We start from the raw sequence: 21,392 nt of genomic DNA on the forward strand, positions 1-21,392 counted from the left end.
CATGTGATACATATGGACTCTATGTACCAAGTCAACCGCAGACAATAAGAATGCTGTCATACCGGTCGCGAGGGTATCTTCACCACCGGGAGAGCATTTACAAATCACCAGCAGGTTATTCTGAGATTTGGGGAGTTTTTTCTACCATAACGGGTTCTTTTTGGGATATGCGGTCTTCCTGATCACCTCAAACTGGCCAAGGGATTCACCTCACAGGGCTCTATCCACTCATCCAGCATCTTGAAAAAAAAACGTGGCCTCGTTCTTCGGGGCAACCGGGGCTGAGGGGGTATAAAGAAAGAGGGGAAAAGAAGAAAGGAGGGGGATGCGATTGAATTCGACATCAATAGTCATTTGGTATTGTTCACTGATTCACACCATGACCAGAGCCAGATTCTGAGAGAAGAACAACATTTACATCCGGCAAATTTCGTAATCTTCGATCATTTGTGATAAATGGATTGCATTGATGTATTCTGGCTGTTGCCAGGTGTATGGCATCAGGGAGATGCAGGGTCTCGACTCTGGCACGGAGTCGTGCTGCCTCAATAAGTATAGAACGATCAATAGGGATGATAGAAAGTGTAGATGAAGATGATAATGTATCCATATAGAGTTTCTCTAGAGATGAATTTCCGTCCATCATTGGTTTAATGAGAGCTTCTGCGAGTGTTAGTTCACTGGTTGCTGCTGTAAGATCTCCTTCATCAATGGCTGAGAAGAGATCAGTTAGCAAAGGAACATACTCTGGATATCCTTCAAGTGCATAAATAACGATATTGGTATCAAGATATATCAGATCCCCTTCTATCTCATCGATTATTCCCATGATTCACGCTCTTTTCTTATAAAGGCGTCAACCTCCTCTGCACTTGCAAAACATCCCCGTCCTTTGCCAATAATGCTTGTGAGTGATCGTTTCTTTTTCTTTTCTGATGGCTCAAGCACTATCACTTCGGCAATAGTTCCGGGTTTAAATTCAGGAACATAAATCTGAATGAGTCCATCAGATCGGATTTTCACTTGTTTTCGTATGGCCTGTATCATATGAGCACATCCCCGCTGTCAATATCTCTCTTTACATATTATAAGATACCTCCCTGCTAATTGTTTTCGCTCATATGCATTTGATCCACCTGGCTCATCAAAAAGTGATCCGACACCTCTTTTCTAAATCGCAAGCCATACCAGTCGGCAGCCGGATCAGAGCGTGATGCATCTCCACGTGCATGTGATCCCGCGGTATGCCGGGGATATGGAGTTGAAAGGGATTGAACGGAGGCATATGAAGGGATACGGAGAAAAGGGGCAAAACTTCATCATCATCTCTCGCACAGATAACATCAGGAGGTTCCCATACTACAATGAGCATTCAGGTTCCCCGGCGGACAAACGATCCCATCATCAGCCAGCTTGAAGCAGTCGTTCCCCATCTCAGAAAGCGTTTTGGTGTTGCCAGAATCGGATTCTTTGGATCGGTGGTGCGGGGAGATGACCACCCGGATAGTGATATCGATCTGCTGGTTGAATTTGCACCTGGAGAGGCAACTTTTCGTAACTTCATGGAGTTAGTCTATTATCTCGAGGAACTCTTTGGCCGTAATGTAGACCTCGTGACCGATCAGGGATTAAGCAAATATATCAGGCACACTGTTGAAAAGGAGGTTGTCTGGTGTGAAGGGTGAGATTAAGGAGAGGAGAAGAGAAGAGTAGAGATCTCTGATGCAGCTGACATATGTCGCCATCCACATTCAATAATTCATTCATTCAGTCAGTCAGTCAGTCAGTCATTTGTTTTCGCCCATGTAATGTTGATCCACCCGGCTCATCGAAACGTGATCCACCCCTCCATCATAGCAGGCGGTGCAACTGACTGATGGGCTTTGGCTAGCGCAGTGCCCTTCCCAACAATGACCAATAAGAATGTTTTTAATCAGAAAATGACATGGATGATCATGCCTTTTTGTGCCCGGATACCCTATCTCCCAATCCTGATACTGCTCGTATTGGGATGCAGCATCATATCCGGTTGTATCCAAACTCCTGAGCCTGTTTCTCTGGAGCATGATTCACACCTGAGATCTCCACCACCGTCAGTTGATGCCAGCCTCCAGAAAATCGTCTCAGAAGGCGTCACAAAATCCGGCATCCCCGGTGCAGTTGTCGGGATTGTCACGCCAGACTGGAGATGGAGCCATGCGGCAGGGTATGCCTCTCTCTCACCTGAGATACCGGCTGAACCCGGGATGCATTTCTTCATCGCAAGTGTGACAAAGCCTTTTGTTGCAGTTTCGATCCTTCAGCTTGCCGAAGAGGGAAAACTAGCCCTCGATGATCCGATCAGCTCCTATCTTCCAGTTGAGATTGCAGAGGCGATCGCAAAGAGCGATGAGATAACAATCCGCCAGCTCCTTGACCATACAAGCGGTATTGCGGATTATGATGAACGATCCCTGATTCTCGAGGAGTATGAGAACCCCGGACACATCGTTTCCTATGAGCAGGGCATGTGGGATGCTATTCATGCAGGCCCACTCTATGATCCGGGGATGGGCTATACCTATTCGAATGCGAATTACATTCTCCTCACACTGATCATTGACAGGACATCAGGCACCTCGTACGAGGAGTATGTGAAAGAACATATTTTCACTCCGGTTGGGATGAAGAATACGACAGTCCACCGCACCAACAGGCTGCCGGATCCGTACATGCATGCTATAGAGGTAGATGATGATGGCAGTATAATGGATTTCAGCACTCTCCATAAACACTATGATCGGGGTTCGGGGGATATGGTGAGTACGGCTGCCGATCTCAATGCCTTTCATACAGCTCTTGTCTCAGGCAGGCTGATCAATTCTTCATCGATTGCGCAGATGAGGACAACCTCACCACAATCAGAGAGGGACATTAATATGGGGGCTCTTGGGTCTGGAAAACAGAGCTATGGAGCTGGGTATGAATATATTATCATACCACCCGGTGAACCAGGAGAACTGACCCTCTATGGCCATACCGGGGGATATGCTGGTGCATCTACATTCTGGTACTATCTTGAAGCAGAGGATACCTATCTCGTACTGCATGCCAATTCTTCAATAAAAGCAGCTGCAATCTATTATGAGATTCTATTACCCCTCCTCCAGTTTTTGACAGAGGAAAATCCGGCGGAAAACTGATTTTTCAGGCTATCACTTCCCCCGGGATTTTTTTCCCGGCTGTTGCCAGGCAGAGCGTGAAGCATACTCTTTCTGCAGGCTCACAGACGTCTGCAGGTGAGCTCGTTCAGACCCACCCACCCCTCTCTCTCAATTCACACGAGAGAAGGGTGCCTGCTCGCAGGCAGCTGGATCAAACAGCCGGCTTTGTGTATATTCAGAAAAATGCTGTGAGTACCCCTGGGAATTGTCAGTCCTTCTCAATATCCATCCGGCACTCAAGAACAACATTCCCGATGATGTATCTCAATTTGCCTTCAGCATCAAGATTGGCTTCACCGCGTTTTATCATGCGTGCAAGTTCGGCCATTGCATCCGCAATGGCGTCATCTGTCAAAGCTGCCGCATTTTGCATCTCAATCTTCAGCAAAAATGCTTTTCTCTTCTGCCGGTTCCAATGCATGACTTTGTCGATAATGTTCTTCATGACAGTTCGCTCAGTTCATCCTATTCTTTCCTGAAGCAAAAAACATTGTGAACAACTCAGAGCAGCAACAAGCGACGCATGGCAGCCACCTCCACACAGAATGCAAGGGAGATTGGAAGTGGCGATCCAGGAGAAGAGTTCATAACGGTACTGGTTGATGATTGATGAGGGACACTCTTGTTGATATCCGGATGATGACCTCCGGATAAAAACCCCTTATCACACAAAGGACCTGATCGCAATGGCAGTACTCTGGCCCCGTCACCTGACCCCGGACATCCTGGCCGATCCCGGCAGGAGAGCAGAACAGAAAGTGTACAATAAGCTCAAAGCGGTGCTCGAAGATCCCTTCACCGTCTTCTACTCACGCCCCTGGCTTGGAACAGGAAAGAGCGGTGAGCCGATCGACGGCGAATGTGACTTTGTTGTCGCTCACCCGGACTATGGTTTTCTCACAATCGAGGTGAAGGGCGGCGGTATTGCCTATGATCCTGCAGCTGATGCCTGGACCAGCACCGACCGGCATGGAAACACCTGGCCCATTAAAAACCCGGCGAGACAGGCAGTTGAGTCAAAGCACCAGATCCTGAAAAAATGCCAGGCTCACCCTAAGTGGGGGTACCGGCGTATTGGTATCAGCCATGGCGTGATCCTGCCCGATATCCCGGAAATCAAAAGTGATCTTGGGGCGGACATGCCACGGAATATCCTCTGCTGCATGGACGAGTTCGAATCTGATCTCCGGTTCTGGATACTTGACCTGCTCGAAGGCGAGATGGCAAGCGACTATCGGGCAAAGCCGCTTGGGGAGGAGGGGATGGCAATTCTTGAGGATATCCTTGCCCACCCCTTCCAGCTCAATGTACCTCTCCACCGGGTGATGGCAGATGACGAGGCGCATATCCAGACACTGACCCCTCTCCAGTACCAGATCCTAGCAGGCTTTGCCAGTACCAGGCGGGTGGCAATATCCGGGTCTGCCGGTACCGGAAAGACGATCCTCGCAATGGAGGAGGCAGTCCGCTGCATACACGCCGGGGAGCGGGTCCTTCTCACCTGCTACAACCGACCGCTTTCAGAGTACATGAAAAAGACAATAGGCGACCGTGACCTGCTCATGATCGGCAACTACCACAAGGTCTGCGATGACCTCTTCTCCGAGGCGTGCATAGACGTTGATAGATCAACGGTTGACAGCCGGCTCTTTCTCGAGAAGTACCCAACTCACCTGCTTGAAGCACTCAGCACGTTGCCAGAGAGACGCTTTGACACACTCATCATTGATGAAGGCCAGGACTTTCCTCCCCGCCTCCTGCAGTCACTAGAATCCGCACTTGACCCGGATGGAAAACAGAAGATCCGACTCTTCTATGACAATAACCAGGATGTCTACCAGAATGAGGGCAGGTACCTGGAACAGCTCTATGAGATCCCCTTTACCCTCTCCCTGAACCTGCGGAACACCCAGCGTATCCACGAGGTTGCCCGGCTCTTCTACAAGGGCCAGGAGACAAAAGCCATCGGGCCGGATGGCCTTGAGGTTGAGTGGATTGAGGCAGAGACCCCTGCTATTGCACGGACAAGACTTGAAGAGTACATTTACACCCTGGTTGAGAGAGAAGAGATCCCGCCATCCGATATCGCGGTCCTCATCTCGACCCGTGATGACAGGGACAAGTACTGCACCGGTCGCGAGATCGGCGGCCAGCGGTACCAGTTCTGCAATGAGCTCTTTCAAAATGACACCACTGACGCAATCATCGTTGATTCAGTCAAGCGGTTCAAGGGGCTGGAGAGCCCGGTCACCATCGTCGTGCTGGATGATAGATTGATAAACAGCGACGAGATGCTGTATGTTGCGTTCTCCCGGGCCCGGTTGCTGCTTGCGATTGTGGGGAGCCGGGAGATGATGGGGGCGATCCGGGGGAAGATGGGAGAGTCAGGAAGAGAGTGAATGGGGGGTGATTTACTCTAGAGAGCCTCCAGCTGATCTGCCATACCAAAGATTATAATTATTGTGGAACTCTAAGTACCTCAGCGCACGCTCACGTCTCTCTTACTGCCGGTGATGAAGTCCACCGAATAAACCGCCTTTTGCTGATGACTTCTATCCTGATGTGACAGTATGGCATGTACATGGATAATCAAGTGCTTTCTATCTGGTAGAACCACCCGTTTTGGTCTGCCGGAAGAGCCAGAGCCCCTGTATCTGAAAAAAACCAGGCATACCTCTCTTCCGGGTCAGCCCGTTCAGCGATATGCAATAATCGAAACGGAGGCTGCATGATGGGTCCAGGTATATTGTTTGCACATCCGGATGACGATATCAGAGACGATGCTATGCTGGAACCTGCCTGTTTCCAGGATCTTCACCTGGACCAGATTGTATCAGCCCTGACTGCGGATTATGAGGAGTATCACCTAAACCCGTTTTTCTATGCCCCATTACATCGTGCTGATGATGTCCGGTACCGCCAGGAGGTATTCGAAGACCTCAGAGATGATCACCTCTATCTGATCATCAGAACATTTGCCAAAGAGATGCAGTCCATGCGGCAGCTGCTCTCCCGGGCAGAAAAAAATCCCAACACGTATCAAAACAAAGGCTGGTTCCTTGAGGCAGCCAGAATATACACCGAAGCAATACAATCCCTTGCGGATGCTCTCTCAAAATGCAGCCTGGAGTCACGCGGCTTTTTGGCAATGCTGACCTATCTGAACCAATATAGTAGCTCAGAACAGTTTATTTCCCTGGCTGAGGATATAACCAGGCTCAGCAATGAACTCGCAGGAGTAGCATATACAATCCATATCAGGGGAAATGAGGTTACAGTCTGCAGGAATGTCCCGGATGAGGAGTATTACCAGGAAGTTGCAGATATTTTTTCAAAATTCCTTACCGGGCCAGGCACCTCTGACAAGGACACAATCCCTGAACAAAGAGAGATGAGCCAGGTCGAAGGAAGGATCCTCGATCTCGTCTCACGATTATTCCAAAATGAGTTTTCTCATCTGGATACATTCCAGGAAAAACATGCCGGTTTTGCTGATGAGACGATCTGCCGGTTTGACCGGGACATTCATTTTTATATTGCCTATCTGGAATTCATCAGCTGCCTCAAACAAAAAGGCCTCCCATTCTGCACACCCCTTGTCTCTGAAACCAGCAAAGAGATTTGTTGCACTGAGGGGTTTGATCTGGCGCTGGCAAACAGCCTTCTCTCCGGTAACCGATCAGTTGTTCCCAATGATTTTTTTCTGCAACAAGAGGAGCGTATTCTTGTCATAACCGGCCCAAACCAGGGGGGCAAGACCACATTTGCCCGGATGTATGGGCAACTGCATCACCTTGCATCTCTTGGGTGTCCGGTTCCCGGACGAACAGCCCGGCTCTTTCTGCCCGACAAGCTCTTCACTCACTTCGAACAGGAGGAGGATATCAATACATTCAGGAGCAAGCTGGAAGATGACCTGGAAAGAATCCATACTATCCTCAACCAGTGCACGCCCAGAAGCATCATCATCATCAACGAGATCTTTTCCTCCACCACCGTGCAGGATGCCTTGTTTCTCGGTCACAAAGTACTCGACCAGGTGATTGACCAGGATATCCTCTGCATCTATGTCACCTTCTTAGACGAGCTGACGACTCTGCCAAAAACAGTGAGTATGGTCAGCACCGTTGTTGTCGATGACCCGGATCAGCGGACCTATCGGATCGAAAGAAAGCCTGCCGATGGACTTTCATATGCCATGGCTATCGCAAGGAAAAACCAGGTAACCTATGAAAAGATCAAGGAGCGGATGCGATCATGAAGCCCTGTCTTCTGTACAGAGATACTGATTTTCACCCTCAATGGGGCATGCTCCTCAAATCACCTTCCCCTGAGCGGTGGAGGCACCGCGAGTATCAGACGGCGTGGAAGTCGCTGCCCCAGGTGAAACAGATGGTCAGCTGCGATCTCGAATTGGATATCCTGGTTGCCACGATGGCAGGTGGTGACGTATTCATCAGGGAAGTCGTCAGAAATGTCCTCCTGACCGGAACATGTGATCCAGGCACGATATGCTACCGCCAGGATATTCTCCGTGATTGTATGAACAATCCGGATAGTATCCAGGAGATGTATGATACTGCCTCAGCATCGATTGAAGAGTACCTGAAGATAGTCGGCAGATATACTGGCCAGTCCGCCGACGCCGTGCGAATCAATTCGGTAAAGGCAATTGAGCTGTTCATCGAGATGCTGGCAACCCTCCGGGGTATTGGAAAGCGGCATGGAGAAGCCTTTGTATCTGAAGGTTTCAGGACGTTCTTTTCCATGCTGGATCGGGAGTTCTCTGATGAGTACCTCCTGAGCATGAGGGAGATGATCGAAGAACTGAAACTGCCGGAGGGACACCTGATTCGTGCCGTCCTTGGGAAGGGGAATCAGGGAACCGGGTATGCAATCCAGAGAAGCAGAAAGCCAGGTAAGCAATCCTGGATCTCTCGTTTTATTTCCAGGGAAGATCCTGATCAGTATCACTTCACCATAGCAGAGCGGGATGTTGCAGGATTTCGGGCATTGGGCGAGCTGAAAGGAGAGAGCGTGAGAGATATTGCTGCTCTTCTTGTCCGGGTGTCCGATCACCTGGTACAGATGTGTACAAGTCTCAAGACCGAGCTGGCATTCTATCTCGGTTGCATACAGCTGCACAGCCACCTTTCGCACAGAGGGACGACTATCTGTTTCCCGGTCCCGGAAGAGCCGGGATCACGGAAGTGCTCCGTTCGGGGGGTATATGACATATGCCTGGCCCTCAGAATCGATCAACCAATAGTCAGCAATGATTTGTTTGCCACAGGAAAAGATCTCACCATCATCACCGGTGCGAACCGGGGAGGAAAAACTACCTTTCTCCGGAGCATTGGCCTGGCACAGATGATGATGCAGGCAGGAATGTTTGTGCCGGCAGAATCATTCCATGCAGAGGTCTGTACAGGGATATTCACCCATTTCAGGCGGGAAGAAGACCATTCGATGCAGAGTGGAAAATTTGATGAAGAGCTCAGGCGGATGAGTCAGATCGTGGATTCCCTGAAACCTGACAGCATGGTCTTGTTCAACGAATCCTTTGCGGCGACAAATGAGAGGGAAGGCTCTGAGGTCTCCCACCAGATCGTCTCTGCCCTGATAGAGAAGCAGATCAGGGTTCTTTTTGTCACCCATCTCCATGAATTTTCGCGAAGCCTCTATGATCAGTCCCCTGATAATGCCCTTTTTCTCCGTGCCGAACGTATGCAGGATGGAGAACGGACATTCCGTATTGAAGAGGGGAAGCCTTTGCAGACGAGTTTTGGCCCGGATTTATATACCCGGATTTTTTCGGAGACACATGCAGACACAGATGCAGGATGAAACCTGATAGTATCATCAGGGGTGGAGCACAAACAATCATCATCGATACCAAATACAAGCTTCTCAAGCAGGAAGACAGGAATGGTGGCGTTTCACAGGCAGATATGTACCAGATGTATGCCTATGCCACAAAGGCAGCAAAGAGACCCCCTGCCACAGCCAGAACAGGTTGAAACGGTGATGGTGACAGGGTGAGTTTAGTATACTTTTAGTCCACCGAAGCCATGGATTACAGAACAGGTATTGGCAGCAATGCAATATATGAGATGGGATGGTATTATGCCGGGTTACGGTGACATTGTAGAGAAAATCATCATTTGTAATACATCTCTTGAGGAAACCTGATGTATATCCCAATATCAGAACGTATAGCAAAGCCAGAGGGTAAAACCCTTGCGTTCAAGCGGGATCTCTCCTCCCCAAAGAACATCCTGAAGACAGTAGTCGCCTTTGCAAATACTGCCGGTGGCCACATTCTCATTGGTGTTGACGACGACTCCCGCGAAATAGTCAGCATTTCTGACCCTCTGGATGAAGAGGAGAGGCTTTGTAGCCTCATAGCAGATTCAATAGCCCCGGGGCTTGTCCCGGAGATCGAGCTTGTCTCGATCAATAATAAAACACTTCTTGCTGTTGAAGTATATCCAGGCAGCCAGCGGCCATATTATCTGAAGAAAGAAGGGCCGTTTGATGGTGTATATGTCAGGCTTGGCTCAACCAACCGGAAGGCAGATCAGGAACTGATCAGTGAACTCAGGCGAAGTGTCTCCGGGATCTCCTTTGACGAGATGCCGTTGCCAGATCTCACTGGAGATGATCTTGATACTGATGCCGCCAGGCGACAGTTCAGGGGCCAGAGAGATCTAACTGATGAGGAAATCCTCACCCTGAAACTACTCGTTCCAGTACAGGGGAAGCTTGTCCCGACAACCGGAGGCATGCTTTTGTTTGGAAAGAAGAGGGAGTATTATTTCCCCGATGCCTGGATTCAGTGCGGGAGATTTATTGGAGTTGATAAAGCATACATCTTCGACCATATCGAGATACATGAACATCTCCCGGATGCGGTCGGGAGTGTGATGCTCTTTCTCAAAAAACATGCATTCAGGGGTGCTGACTTCTCCGGGATCCGGCGCCGCGATGTATGGAGCATCCCTCTCACCATTCTCCGTGAGGCAATTATCAACGCTATCGTCCATGCCGATTACTCCCAGAAGGGCGCACCGATCAGGGTGTCATTCTTTGATGACAGGATTGAGATAGAGAATCCAGGCATTCTCCTCCCTGGAATGATAATTGAAGACGTAAAACATGGAGTTTCAAAGATACGAAACCGGGTTATCGCCAGGGTCTTCAAGGAGCTGGATCTCATCGAGCAGTGGGGCAGCGGATTTCGCCGGATTTTACGGGAGGCAAAGGATCTTGGGCTGCCTGAGCCTGAGATCATAGAGATAGGGATGCGGGTGAGGGTCACCGTGTTCCTGAAAGAAGCGCTTCCTATAGAAAACGTATACAGATTTGTGCGTGAAAGAGATGCACGACCAGAGTTACAGCCCGAGTTACGGCCCGAGTTGCAACCCGGGTTGATGCAGGAAACAAAGAGAGAGTCGCCACTTTCCCAAAAAGTAATAATTAATCTCAGTATACGCGATATGGGGATGTCTGAACTAGCAGAGAGAGTAGGGCATAAGAGTGTTTCAGGAGAGCTTAAAAAACAAGTCAGATACCTGCTGAACCATGGATATATTGAGATGACCATACCTGATAAGCCCAATAGTAAAAATCAGAAATACCGTTTAACAGCGAAAGGAAGAGCATTTCTATCCCAAATGCCAAGCGGGAAATGACACTGACAAAAGAGAAGACGCTACGAGATATGGTTTTGGATTCCTATTGAGCCGGATTCCTATTGAACCGGATTTCTATTGAGCCTCTGACATATGTCGTCTTTTTCTCATCATAGTTCCTATCAAAGTTCCCATCAAAGTTCCAGTTCCTATCCCTCTTCCTCCCCCTCACGCTCTGTTTCCTCATCATTTTTCAACACCAGGTGTGAGTTGATCACAAGCGACCCCGGCACCGGGCCCCCTGAGAAGATGCCGACATCGATCAGCTCACCCATGATCCGCCTATATTCATCCCGGTTCTCTTTCTCTCTCCTCTCATAATCACCGGGAACATCAGGGTTGTATACAATCATCGTGGAGAGTTCAGGAAGGCTCACGTGCCTGCCATCCTCATAGATCCTGCCCCGGGCATCTCCCCCGATCCGGTGGTGTGCATAGTATTCCATGAACTTGGCACCACCCTTTACATCCTGTTTGGCATCCTGTTTGGCATCCTGTTTGGCATCCTGTTTGGCATCCTGTTTGGCATACCCCTCAGCATGCTCATCAGCATGCTCATCAGCATTTCCTTCAGCACCCCTTTCAGCATCATCAGTACCAAAGGCGAACATAACCCGCCCGCTCCCATAGGGCAGGGAACCCGGGGTTCCGTCTCGCAGGTTTTCTTCAGGTATCTTCAGGTCATGGCGTTCAAAGAGCTTCATGAACACCCTCTGGATAATTGATCGATCGGGTGGCATCAGGATCACATCGGGGTCGCATCAAAGCAGCTTATGCATCTTCTATTATTCTTTTATTCTTTTATTCTGTTTTTTGTTCTTCAGTTCTTCTGTTCTTCTCCTCATTTCAGGCGTGAATTAAGTATTGTAATCAGTTTAGCCTTATAATCCCGGAGACTGTCCACGGTTTTGATTTTGATATTATTCCTCAACTGGTACGGAACTGATGGGAGAGCAAGATCAATGCTTTTTCGTTTCGGGCCAAAATGAAACCGGCATATCCACTTTTTCGGATCATTGTCCAGATAAATGCCAAATTGTGAGGCTGTTTTGTGATATGACAATCTGCTTTCCCCGACTTTTTTCCCGAGTAAGGATCTGATGATGGAGAAACCCAGTATTTCATCAGAAGCTGGCGTAATCTCCTCCTGAGCTTTGGGAATTTCCGGAAAGAGTGTCTGCTGTTCTGTATCTGAAGGATCGTAGACGAGTATCTCAATATCATAGAGCTTCGCTGCACGTTCCATGCAGGCATCTCCGTTTTTGGTGAGTGCAATTGAGCGTATGCTTCCAGGATTATAGCGTTCCAGTACCTTCTTAGAGAAGATGGCCTGGCCGAGGAGATCCAGGTTAGCGGTATGATATTTATCTTCCTGGATGATCACGATATCTTTACCCTCAATACTGGCATTGAATGGATCGATAATACCGGTGGATCCACCCGGAATCACCACTCTGCTCGTCTTCTCCAGCATCCTGAGAATAGGTGATCCCTCGATCATGGTACCGCCAAGCTTTTCTTCCCAGAAGCAATGCTTCGTCGATTTGAAAGCCCCTTTTTCTGCCTGATTTTCTGGAGGATAGCAGACAACTTCGATCCCAAGGCTCTCTGCAATACTCATCATCTCCGGATCTCCTCCTGTGCAGACAGCAACCGACCTGATGCTTCTCGGATGAAAATAAAATTCCACCAGGTATTTTGAGAAGAATGCCTGGCCGAGAAGAGTAATATTAAAAGGGGTGGCTTTCGTCTGGATTATAATGACATCCCGATCCCTGACAAGGTTTTCTGCCTTCGCGTTTGTATCTACATGCTGCTTTGTGTCACCAACCTTTTTTGTGAGACCCTGGATTACCAGCCCATCTAAGCGGCGTGGATTACATCCCGCTTTATTCCGAACTACTGGAAACTCCTCTATGAGCAGTCCATCAGTCTCCTGCTCCCAGTAACGCCTGGTTAATACGGTCTCATGTTTTGACATACATTTGCACCCCTCAATACGAACCCCTCTTGTATGGATACCACCAAGAACCTTTGCAATCGCCATCTGAGCTGTTGGCAACGGCAACCAGCTCAGCCCCCACATCTCATAAAAAAAGTGCCCGTCAACCGGGTGGATGAGCGGTATGCTCCCGATGGCTCACAATATAGGCGTAAACGACAAAAGCAGCAGCCAGGGAGAGCACGATTCCACCTGCATGTGCATGTACCTCCTTCTGATCCGACGATATATTGAGGATGAAATGTGCCAAATATAGGGGTGAGAGGGGATGATCCCGCTAAAGAGGCCGTATTAATGGAGACACGGGTTCATCGGATTTTACTCATTCTTTCGTCCGTAAACAAGTGCCCCTTCCTTTGGGCAGATCCCTATGCACCGCCGGCAGAGATAACATTCGCTTTTTCTATCATCTTCCCCTGACTCACCGGTCGGACACACCTTCTCACATTTTCCGCATTTGATGCATGCATCCGTCCGCCTGATTTTATATATTGAAGGCAATGCTCCCAGCTGGAAGATTGCTCCAGCCGGGCAGACAGTACGGCAGAACGGACGATACATGATGATTGATACAATGAGGATCGCTACAAAGGCGAGAGTCCCTCCAGTGATGGTGAGCTTAAAGAAGCTGGAGAAACCGAAATAATCAAGGATTTCAATCCCAAAGAGGAATGCACCCAGTATTATTGCTACGAGAAAAATGATCCTGATCACACTCAGTATGCCTTTCTGTTGAAGCAGCACCTTCGGTGTTGGCGTGGTATGGGCAACCTCCTGGACAGCTCCAACCGGGCAGAGATATCCGCAGAAGTGACGGCCAAAGAGGGCTGTCAGGAGCGTAAGCATACCTAGTCCAACTATCCCTGAGAAAAGGATGGTGCCGATACGCTTTCCATCTGCCAGATGCTCAACGAGTCCCTGGACCTGATGGGGGATCATTGGCGAAAACGTCGCAAATCCTATTATTATCGTGATCGTGAGGATCAGAAACCTCATTCGATCAGAAAACCTGCCACGTACCCAGAGATATGCGCACACAATTGAAAGGGTGACAGCATAGACAATACCCACGAGTAGTAACGGGTTGAAATTGGCACCAAACATCAAATAGATTTCATGACGAAAGATGATAAGCCATTGCAAAAAGTGCCATTTTCTTTGGGGTTGGCGTTTCTGTTTCTGACGATGGCAGAGGATACTTTGTCAGCTTCGGGGAGGAAGCCAAATGAGAGCCTGCACAGGCTGCCCGTCCGAATTCAAGCCACAATCAATCCTCATTCAACCCTAGGGCTTCAGAAGCCTCATCCGGGAAGAGATGCTCACCAGGCTTCCTGATGAGTGAGAACCTTTCCCATCTCGATAGGACCCGACAAGATTGGATCTCATATATCTGCATCAGACCCTCAATCCCAAACTATTCTCTCACTTAGGGAATAAATCGACTCTTCTCCAAAATTCTGATCGCTCGTGTTTTTCCAGAATTCTTAGGGAGAAGGGAAAAGATCCCGGGTAGAGAGCCCGATGCAATAACCAGATCATTGAGGGTCATTGAAGCAGGTGCGGCGCGGGCACCGGGGGGCGGGGCCACGAAAACCCGGCATAGGGAGACGGAAACCCCTAACGGAGCATCTGAAGGAGTTCTTCTTTTGGAATGGAATTCCAATGGGATACCTTTCCGAGAATATCATTTCAGTGTACCGTTAGCAATTTCATTGTGAAGAGGGACTGTTATTGTGTGCTCCCCGGCACCGGTACGTTTTGCCATCTGCACATGGCTGCCCCGCTGGCGCAGAACCATGTATCCGAGTGTTTCGAGTACCTTCAGGAGATCGTGGCCACTAACAACTGGAGATTTTGGCAACGGAACCAACCTGTAACTCGGTCAGGGAAACAATGGTGATCTCTTCTCCGGCATCGATTGACTCTTCGTAATGGAGCCCGACTGCTTCACGAATATTCTCCATCAGTTCGTCAAGTGTTCTCGCCTGCGTAAAGATATCAACCCCAATGCCGCGGGAGCACCAGAATTCTCCATCATTGTAGTTCTCAAACTTGATCAGCATGAACAAGCATCCATATTATCATGATGTATAAGACCCTGGGAATAATAAATGTGTCTTACCCTTCAGGATGTAGAGGCCATACAATCACAATTATCACCATTCAAAAACGACTCTTCTCCAAAATTCTGATCGGCAGGGTTTTTCCTGTTGTAGTACTGGTCGAGTAATAGGCGTAGGGTTTCCCGTGGATATACCTGATATCAAGGCACTTCTTTATCATCTTGCGCTTGTTTTACAAGCCACTCTTTTGCCCGGCCTTTTATGTACTACTGTTTGGGAATGGTACTCTATAGATCTTTTGGCTGTGCAGTCTCCGTTCAATGAAAAGAATATTATGTGAAGAGATTATGCCCTATGAGTGGAGGAGTTCGGGCTCAATCATCTTCCAGCAGTTCGATGATACCGTGGTTTCCATCAAGGCGGATCCGCTGACCGGTCCTGAGTGTGTCGGTGGCTCCTGCCAGAACAACTGACGGAATGCCATATTCCCTGGCAACGAGTGAGCCGTGCGTCATAACACCACCGACATTGGTGATCAGTCCGGCAGCATTGAGGAAGAGTGGTGTCCACCCGGGATCCGTATGAGGTGCAACAAGGATCTCACCCTGGCGGAGTGCGGCATCGCCGGGGTAGAGGATGACACGGACAACCCCTTCTGCCACACCTCCCGAGGTTGCAATTCCGGTGAGCCCACCATCACCGGCACCCTCAGGCATGGCTCCACGGGGTACTTCACCATCACTTGTGATAACCGCCGGAGCACGAAGCGTCTGGTGACGGTGAAAGTCTGCTCTTCGCTGGTTGAGATCGATATCAAGAGGTTTTTTGGGATCCCTCAGCGCAGACTGAAGTTCGTCCATCGTGTACATCCATACATCCTCTGCCTCTCTGAGCCCGCCTTCTCTCTTCAGGAGCTCTCCTGCAGCCAGCACCTGATGTCTCGTCTCGGCGATAAGCTGTGAGAGAGCGTATTTGGTGATTTCCCGGATCGAGAGATATTTCCTGTATCGCAAGGCAAAAGCCCTGACCAGGCGGGGTTTTAAGAATCCGAAAAGCCCTCGCCGTGCTGCCTTCTCAAGATCAGCGATCACATCCTCTGCCCGTGCTTCCAGCTCCCTGATCTGTCTTCGATGGGCGCCTCGAACGTCCCTTCGCAATGACGCTCTGACCGACTGGAGGAGCATTGATGGAGCCTCATCATAGCGGGGACGGCTGAACTCAATCTCAGATGGCGCCCGGAATCCATACCGCTGAAGATAGGTCGAAAATGCAGATACAAAGAGATCTCCATCATCCGCACGGCGAATATCCTCAAGATCACCTCCATGTATGATAGCATCACGCACAGGAGAAGAATCACGGGCACGATCCGTGATATCCCCGAGTTCAAGCATCATGGTCGTTGTGACGTTCTCTGACAGCCCCCGCTCAAGTGCCTCAAACTCATCATCCGATGGATTGGAAACCCTCCTGAGGAGAGCCCGGTAGACGTAGATGTTCCAGAGGAGCAATGCCTGTTTCATGGCAGTCCAGACAAATTCCTTATTCTTCTCAAGAGCCATCCTTATGCGGTCTTCGCCTGTTTCTGCCGAGCGGATGGCCAGAATCATCTGCCCCACCGACTGATCCGCCCATCTCCGGCTTCTTGCTGGCACCTCTATATAGCTTTTAGTGACCAGCCCGTGGAGAATGGAGAAAAGGGTCAGGCAGACGGTATACCCAAGGCGCAGCCCGGCAACGAGAGACCTGCCAGGCGACAGCCCCCGGAGCAGGGAAACCTCTGCCATCTCATCACGCCGCCGGAAAACGATGTCATCAAGCAGGTACACAGACTGCTGGTCAAACTCACTGAGCCCTTCCCTGAGAGATGGGAAGAGCCTCTTTGAGTTAAGAAACGGAGTAACATCGAAGTATACGAGGCCCCCGGCAGTTGCCCCGAGGGAGCCGGTTGCAGGGGCAAACCCGATCCGGTGAAACAATGCATCCATCGTCTGGAGCCAGTAGTCGACGACGAGCGGGGGCATCGCCTCGGTCATCCCCTGCCGGTGATTCCAGCTATAGTAGACATGGAGGCCATCGCCATCAGGTCGCGGTTCTGGAATTGGAAAAAGTGTTGTAATAGGACGCGATTGCAGTATCCAGAGATATTCACCTTCAAATGACCACTCAATATCCTGTGGAGAGCCAAAGAGCCGTTCAATTCCCTCACCACCTGCGTGCAGCTTTTGTACCTGTTTTTCTGTCAGGATGTGGACATCCCGTCCTCCTCCGTCTTCCGCTATTTCATTGCCTGTATGCACCTCAATGTCCAGAACCTCACCAGTTCTCCGATCCAGACGGATGTTTTCTGCTGTGACTGTTCCGGAGACGACCCCCTCACCCGGTCCGAAGGCGGCATCAATAGATGCAGTCGTTCGCCTTCCACTCACCGGATCGGCGGTGAAAAGTACACCGGAGATATCGGCTTCAATCATCTGCTGAACCACAACAGCCATCGAGACATCCCGGTGCAGAATATTATTGGCTGCACGATATGAGACAGCCCTGTCAGTATAGAGGCTGGCCATACACTGAAGAATTGCACGGGTGATGGCTTCGATGCCGGTTATGTCAAGAAGTGTATCATGCTGGCCGGCAAAGGAGGCGGTTGGAAGGTCTTCTGCCGTTGCACTTGAACGGACACTATAGGAGGTATCTGCATCAATACGTCGCTCAATAGCCTTCAGAAGATCGAAAGTCAGCTCTTTTCCCTGGATCTCGTCTCGTATTCTCCCTGCCAGATCATGCAGTGCGTCGCTCTCTGCCGCAGAAATACGCTCAAGCTCATCAATCAGCCGGGTTATCGTTGGATCATCTGTGAGCTCGCGGTAGAGGGCTGTTGTCAGGCAGAAACCTTCCGGGACGGGAAATCCGGCATGGATAAGCCTGGCAAGATGTGCACCTTTCCCTCCTGTCTGAGCCTTATCACAAGCCCAAACCGAAGCCAGATCCAGAATAAAGCTCTCTGAACCAGCGTCTGAGGATTGCATATACGGCGATATAATTCTCATCCAGTATAAAATGATGCTCGTCTTCAGATCATTTTGTTTTCCAGGTTCAGGCAACAGGCTCATCCTGCACCCGTCACCTGACCCCGCCGCCCCGATACCCGCGCCGCACCTGCTTCAAACTACTTACATACAATAGCGAGGAGGCCAATCATTCATCTCACAATCTTTGTGATTGGGATCTCAAGGATATCCTCAGCCCCCGATGCCTTGAGCTGCGGTATCAGGATATTGACCTGGTTTTTAAAGACAACAGTCTCCAGGCTGAAGTAGTCAACCCCGTGCAGCCTTGAAACAGTCGGCTTTTTCAGTGCAGGCAGGGCAGAGACGACAGACTCAAGTGCAGCTGCCGGGACATTCATCGTCAGGAGAACCTTGTTCCTCGCATCGATTACACCCAGGAGAAGCGTCACTATCTCTTCAATCTCCTTTCGTTTGACCGGATCCTCAAAACTCTGCTTATTTGCGATGATGACCGTGTATGACTCAAGGATCTGGCCTATGATCTTGAGCCCGTTCTTCCTGAGCGTGTTCCCGGTCTCGGTCAGGTCAACGACCACATCCATAAGATCAGGCACTTTTGCCTCACTTGCACCATAGGATGGGAAGAGCCGGATCGGTATCCCGAGCCCATCAAAAAACTTCCGGGTTATCACGGGGTATTCGGTTGTCACACGGCTGTCAGGCCGGATATCGGCAACTGTGGAGGCGGGCTCATCCTGGTGGACCGCGATGACGATCGTCACGTTTCCTTTCCCGGTCTTGCTGTAATTAAGCTCGGCTATCTCGACCACATCAGACCCGGACTCCTGTACCCAGTCAAGGCCTGATATTCCGATATCAAAATACCCCATCTCAATGTATGTTGGTATCTCCTGGGGCCGTAGTATCTTGACCTTGTCAATCCGCTCATCCCTGATCTGCGGGTTATAATCGCGATCGGTTCTCCTGACCTCAAGATCTGCCTCTTTAAAGAGTTGGAGCGTCTGCTCCTCAAGGCTTCCTTTCGGGAGGGCTATGTTGATCATAGTAGTAATTGGAGGGGGGCAGGTAAAACCCATATGGTTTCTGTCGTTCATCCCTTTTTCAATGGAACCGTCAGTCTTTTGCCAGAAATTGCCCAAAACAGTTCTGGCACATACATATGAGTACCCCCCCGGCAAACGAGTAACAGATACGAATCTTCATTTCACTGGGGAGACAACGTAAAAAGAGTGGACCCGGTGCAAGAGCCGCTCACAATCAGAATGCCGAAAAGGAAAAGAGCCACTTAAAGCTCTTTTTTTGGCAAAAGATTGCAGACAGAAAGCCACTTTCCTGAAAGTCCCGGATCCTGCCTCACCCGGCTGGCAGGTATTCGTGAAGACCACGAGTGGATAAACAGAAGAAACCAGACAATGAACATGTGGGACAGGTAACCAGATGATTGAGATACAGTTTGACAGCCAGGGATTAGTTCCCGTAATTGCACAGGATGTTTTGACAAAAGAGATACTGATGCTCGCGTATGCTGACCGGGAGGCAGTTGACCTGACGCATTCAACCGGCTATGCACATTACTATAGCAGAAGCAGGAAGAAGATATGGAAGAAAGGGGAAGAGTCAGGAAATCTTCAGCAGGTTCATGATATCCTGGTGGATTGTGATGAAGACACCCTCGTATACATGGTCAGCCAGACCACGGCTGCCTGCCACACCGGACACAGGTCATGTTTTTACCGCAGACTTGATGGTGAGATCATCAGTGAACGCCTCTTTGACCCCGAGCAGGTCTATTCAAAGAAATGATCGGGGCTTATCTCCCGGGACAATCCCCGGAGTCTCGTTCCAAAAACAACACCTACTCTCTTTTGAGGATCAGCTCCTTCACCTGCTGGCCTGAGAGAACAGCCATCGGCATCCCTCCGCCAGGATTCACGCTCCCCCCGACGAAGTAGAGATTCTGGTATTTCTCACTCTTCTTCGGCGCCTTGAATCCCTTGTTCTTCCTGCGGTCAGAGACAATACCATAGATTGCTCCCCGGTTTGAGTAGTAGAGATCCTCGATATCATGCGGGGTCCATTCATCCTCAGTGATGATATGGCTCCGGAGATCCACAAGCCCCATCCGTTCAAGCTTATCCAGGACAAGCTCCTTAAACGCCGCATACTCCTCAGGTGAAAACGGTGTATCCTGTATATAGGGAACATGCGGGAGTATCTTGAGATTCTCACACCCTGCAGGCGCCTGCGTCGGATCTGTTCTGGCCGGAGCAACCAGGTAGATCGTCGGATCTTTTGGAAGCTCCTTCTGGTGGAAGACCTCACAATGGCTCTTCTCCGGGTCAGTTGAGAAGAAGAAGTTGTGATGCGCCAGCTGATCGTATCGGCAGTTCACGCCGAGATGCAGGACATACCCTGAGCAGGCAGGCTCAAACCGCTTCCGGTAATCATCAAGCATGGGGCCTTTCTCACCAAGCAACCGCTCATATGCAGGGATAACCTCCATATCCGAGACAAAGAGATCTCCCTTCACAACGGTTCCATCAGCAAGCACAGCAGCAGTCACCCGCTCCCCCTCTCTCTCAAGGCTCACAACCTCGCAATTCAGGTGAACCTCTATGCCAAGCTCCTCCATCAGTTTTGTGAGACCCGCTGCAAGATTATACATCCCGCCATCCACGTACCACAGCCCGAAGTGGAACTGGATATACTGCATCACGTTCAGGACAGCAGGAGCGTCATAGGGAGACGACCCGACGTACTTGATGAAATGGTCAAGGACGTTCTGAAGGTATGGGTCACTGACACGCTTTGCAACCCCCTGGTGCATGGTATGGAAGTAATCGAGATCTGAGAGTGACCGGATAATCCCATAGAACTTCACAACCTCTGGCAGGGTATCAAGACCCTCCTCAAAATACCCTTCATTGACGGCCTCATAGAGATCTTTTGAATAATTGATGAACCGGATCAGATCCTCCCTATCTTTTTCTCCAAGCCATGGATTGGCACCCACAGTCTGTTCCGGGTCCGCATAGAGGTCAAGGTGCCGCCCATCCTCAAAAAAACAGCGCCACTCAAGGTCCAGCCTTCGAATGGGAATATAATCTCCAAGGGCCTTCCCTGCACCCGTAAAAAGCTTCTCAAATATATGGGGCATCGTCAGGATCGAAGGCCCAAGGTCAAAGGAGAAGCCATCTTTCTGTCGCACATTGAGTTTCCCTCCGACATGGGCATTCTTCTCATATACCCGGACACGATATCCCGCTTCCTGCAGGGATATCGCAGCGGATATACCTCCAAGGCCTGCTCCGATAACAACAACCGTTCCTGTATCTGCTGGCATAGTGTCACCTATCTCTTTGGGTACCGTCCACGTATTTCACGAATACGTGTATCAG

General features: G+C 49.9%; 19 protein-coding genes and 1 riboswitch. Of the genes, 8 read left to right on the forward strand and 11 right to left on the reverse strand.

Translation table 11 applies throughout. The annotated features are described in order from the left end of the window. Nucleotides 1-364: 364 nt before the first annotated feature. Nucleotides 365-829, reverse strand: a complete 465-nt coding sequence (locus ABCO64_RS01470) for a type II toxin-antitoxin system VapC family toxin (protein ID WP_253457747.1) — start codon at nt 827-829, stop codon at nt 365-367. Next, nucleotides 820-1,047 carry a hypothetical protein gene (locus tag ABCO64_RS01475; protein WP_253457752.1) on the reverse strand — a complete coding sequence of 76 codons (228 nt, stop codon included), beginning with the start codon at nt 1,045-1,047 and terminating at the stop codon, nt 820-822. Before ABCO64_RS01475 ends, ABCO64_RS01470 begins: the two co-directional genes overlap by 10 nt. Nucleotides 1,048-1,364: 317 nt before the next feature. On the opposite strand from ABCO64_RS01475, the gene ABCO64_RS01480 reads away from it, so the two are divergent. Further along, entirely contained in the window at nt 1,365-1,685 is a 321-nt protein-coding gene (locus ABCO64_RS01480; RefSeq protein ID WP_253457755.1) for a nucleotidyltransferase family protein, read from the forward strand. Nucleotides 1,686-1,940: 255 nt separating this feature from the next. Continuing rightward, a complete protein-coding gene (locus tag ABCO64_RS01485; protein WP_253457758.1) occupies nt 1,941-3,182 on the forward strand; it encodes a serine hydrolase domain-containing protein in 1,242 nt (413 codons plus the stop codon). 229 nt (nt 3,183-3,411) lie between these two features. On the opposite strand, the gene ABCO64_RS01490 is transcribed toward ABCO64_RS01485, so the two are convergent. After that, on the reverse strand, nt 3,412-3,648 hold the full coding sequence (locus ABCO64_RS01490; RefSeq protein WP_253457761.1) for a hypothetical protein: 237 nt from the start codon (nt 3,646-3,648) through the stop codon (nt 3,412-3,414). Nucleotides 3,649-3,889: 241 nt separating this feature from the next. On the opposite strand from ABCO64_RS01490, the gene ABCO64_RS01495 reads away from it, so the two are divergent. The 5 genes from ABCO64_RS01495 (at nt 3,890) to ABCO64_RS01515 (ending at nt 10,897) form a co-directional block, all read left to right on the forward strand. Beyond that, complete coding sequence (locus ABCO64_RS01495; RefSeq protein WP_253457764.1) at nt 3,890-5,602, forward strand: nuclease-related domain-containing DEAD/DEAH box helicase; 1,713 nt, start codon at nt 3,890-3,892, stop codon at nt 5,600-5,602. 101 nt (nt 5,603-5,703) lie between these two features. Further along, a riboswitch (Fluoride riboswitch) is annotated at nt 5,704-5,765 on the forward strand. Between the two features lie 166 nt (nt 5,766-5,931). After that, nucleotides 5,932-7,464 carry a MutS-related protein gene (locus ABCO64_RS01500; RefSeq protein WP_253457766.1) on the forward strand — a complete coding sequence of 511 codons (1,533 nt, stop codon included), beginning with the start codon at nt 5,932-5,934 and terminating at the stop codon, nt 7,462-7,464. 131 nt (nt 7,465-7,595) lie between these two features. Further along, a complete protein-coding gene (locus ABCO64_RS01505; RefSeq protein ID WP_253458168.1) occupies nt 7,596-9,050 on the forward strand; it encodes a MutS-related protein in 1,455 nt (484 codons plus the stop codon). Beyond that, nucleotides 9,047-9,223: a 5-methylcytosine restriction system specificity protein McrC gene (locus tag ABCO64_RS01510; RefSeq protein ID WP_253457769.1), complete on the forward strand. Its 177-nt coding sequence runs from the start codon at nt 9,047-9,049 to the stop codon at nt 9,221-9,223. The genes ABCO64_RS01505 and ABCO64_RS01510 overlap by 4 nt, the downstream gene beginning before the upstream one ends. 171 nt (nt 9,224-9,394) lie before the next feature. Then, complete coding sequence (locus tag ABCO64_RS01515) at nt 9,395-10,897, forward strand: AlbA family DNA-binding domain-containing protein (protein WP_253457772.1); 1,503 nt, start codon at nt 9,395-9,397, stop codon at nt 10,895-10,897. A gap of 149 nt (nt 10,898-11,046) precedes the next feature. Here ABCO64_RS01515 and ABCO64_RS01520 read toward each other — a convergent pair whose 3' ends face one another. The 7 genes from ABCO64_RS01520 to hisG all read right to left on the reverse strand — a co-directional run bounded on the left by ABCO64_RS01520 (nt 11,047) and on the right by hisG (nt 19,037). After that, nucleotides 11,047-11,601: a hypothetical protein gene (locus ABCO64_RS01520; RefSeq protein ID WP_343089186.1), complete on the reverse strand. Its 555-nt coding sequence runs from the start codon at nt 11,599-11,601 to the stop codon at nt 11,047-11,049. A gap of 137 nt (nt 11,602-11,738) precedes the next feature. Continuing rightward, entirely contained in the window at nt 11,739-12,878 is a 1,140-nt protein-coding gene (locus tag ABCO64_RS01525) for a hypothetical protein (protein WP_253457779.1), read from the reverse strand. 339 nt (nt 12,879-13,217) lie between these two features. Further along, the gene (locus ABCO64_RS01530) at nt 13,218-14,003 is read right to left on the reverse strand and encodes a 4Fe-4S binding protein (protein ID WP_343089187.1); all 786 of its coding nucleotides are present in this window, start codon (nt 14,001-14,003) and stop codon (nt 13,218-13,220) included. A gap of 580 nt (nt 14,004-14,583) precedes the next feature. Further along, nucleotides 14,584-14,697, reverse strand: coding sequence for a type II toxin-antitoxin system HicA family toxin (locus ABCO64_RS10930; RefSeq protein WP_367227096.1), 114 nt, complete (start codon nt 14,695-14,697; stop codon nt 14,584-14,586). A 40-nt stretch (nt 14,698-14,737) separates the two neighbouring features. Further along, entirely contained in the window at nt 14,738-14,962 is a 225-nt protein-coding gene (locus tag ABCO64_RS01535) for a type II toxin-antitoxin system HicB family antitoxin (protein ID WP_253457786.1), read from the reverse strand. 374 nt (nt 14,963-15,336) lie between these two features. Continuing rightward, the gene (locus tag ABCO64_RS01540; RefSeq protein WP_253457789.1) at nt 15,337-17,991 is read right to left on the reverse strand and encodes a PEP/pyruvate-binding domain-containing protein; all 2,655 of its coding nucleotides are present in this window, start codon (nt 17,989-17,991) and stop codon (nt 15,337-15,339) included. 173 nt (nt 17,992-18,164) lie between these two features. Continuing rightward, on the reverse strand, nt 18,165-19,037 hold the full coding sequence (gene hisG, locus ABCO64_RS01545) for an ATP phosphoribosyltransferase (protein WP_253457792.1): 873 nt from the start codon (nt 19,035-19,037) through the stop codon (nt 18,165-18,167). Nucleotides 19,038-19,434: 397 nt separating this feature from the next. Here hisG and hisI point away from each other — a divergent pair, with 397 nt between their 5' ends. Beyond that, complete coding sequence (gene hisI / locus ABCO64_RS01550; RefSeq protein WP_253458171.1) at nt 19,435-19,797, forward strand: phosphoribosyl-AMP cyclohydrolase; 363 nt, start codon at nt 19,435-19,437, stop codon at nt 19,795-19,797. A gap of 52 nt (nt 19,798-19,849) precedes the next feature. Here the strand turns inward: hisI and ABCO64_RS01555 are convergent, their stop codons facing one another. Further along, nucleotides 19,850-21,337 carry a phytoene desaturase family protein gene (locus ABCO64_RS01555; protein ID WP_253457795.1) on the reverse strand — a complete coding sequence of 496 codons (1,488 nt, stop codon included), beginning with the start codon at nt 21,335-21,337 and terminating at the stop codon, nt 19,850-19,852. Nucleotides 21,338-21,392 lie beyond the last annotated feature (55 nt).

Origin of the sequence: Methanocalculus natronophilus (genome assembly GCF_038751955.1) — an archaeon.
Taxonomy (GTDB): domain Archaea; phylum Halobacteriota; class Methanomicrobia; order Methanomicrobiales; family Methanocorpusculaceae; genus Methanocalculus; species Methanocalculus natronophilus.

Coding starts and splice junctions, on each gene's coding strand:
- ABCO64_RS01515 (WP_253457772.1), top strand. CDS start 9,395: ATGTATATCCCAATATCAGAACGTATAGCAAAGCCAGAGGGTAAAACC.
- ABCO64_RS01505 (WP_253458168.1), top strand. CDS start 7,596: ATGGTCAGCTGCGATCTCGAATTGGATATCCTGGTTGCCACGATGGCA.
- ABCO64_RS01485 (WP_253457758.1), top strand. CDS start 1,941: ATGACATGGATGATCATGCCTTTTTGTGCCCGGATACCCTATCTCCCA.
- ABCO64_RS01530 (WP_343089187.1), bottom strand. CDS start 14,003: ATGTTTGGTGCCAATTTCAACCCGTTACTACTCGTGGGTATTGTCTAT.
- ABCO64_RS01475 (WP_253457752.1), bottom strand. CDS start 1,047: ATGATACAGGCCATACGAAAACAAGTGAAAATCCGATCTGATGGACTC.
- ABCO64_RS01470 (WP_253457747.1), bottom strand. CDS start 829: ATGGGAATAATCGATGAGATAGAAGGGGATCTGATATATCTTGATACC.
- ABCO64_RS01510 (WP_253457769.1), top strand. CDS start 9,047: ATGAAACCTGATAGTATCATCAGGGGTGGAGCACAAACAATCATCATC.
- hisG (WP_253457792.1), bottom strand. CDS start 19,037: ATGATCAACATAGCCCTCCCGAAAGGAAGCCTTGAGGAGCAGACGCTC.
- ABCO64_RS10930 (WP_367227096.1), bottom strand. CDS start 14,697: ATGGTTCTGCGCCAGCGGGGCAGCCATGTGCAGATGGCAAAACGTACC.
- ABCO64_RS01540 (WP_253457789.1), bottom strand. CDS start 17,991: ATGCAATCCTCAGACGCTGGTTCAGAGAGCTTTATTCTGGATCTGGCT.
- ABCO64_RS01495 (WP_253457764.1), top strand. CDS start 3,890: ATGGCAGTACTCTGGCCCCGTCACCTGACCCCGGACATCCTGGCCGAT.
- ABCO64_RS01500 (WP_253457766.1), top strand. CDS start 5,932: ATGATGGGTCCAGGTATATTGTTTGCACATCCGGATGACGATATCAGA.
- ABCO64_RS01480 (WP_253457755.1), top strand. CDS start 1,365: ATGAGCATTCAGGTTCCCCGGCGGACAAACGATCCCATCATCAGCCAG.
- ABCO64_RS01555 (WP_253457795.1), bottom strand. CDS start 21,337: ATGCCAGCAGATACAGGAACGGTTGTTGTTATCGGAGCAGGCCTTGGA.
- ABCO64_RS01525 (WP_253457779.1), bottom strand. CDS start 12,878: ATGTCAAAACATGAGACCGTATTAACCAGGCGTTACTGGGAGCAGGAG.
- ABCO64_RS01535 (WP_253457786.1), bottom strand. CDS start 14,962: ATGCTGATCAAGTTTGAGAACTACAATGATGGAGAATTCTGGTGCTCC.
- ABCO64_RS01520 (WP_343089186.1), bottom strand. CDS start 11,601: ATGAAGCTCTTTGAACGCCATGACCTGAAGATACCTGAAGAAAACCTG.
- ABCO64_RS01490 (WP_253457761.1), bottom strand. CDS start 3,648: ATGAAGAACATTATCGACAAAGTCATGCATTGGAACCGGCAGAAGAGA.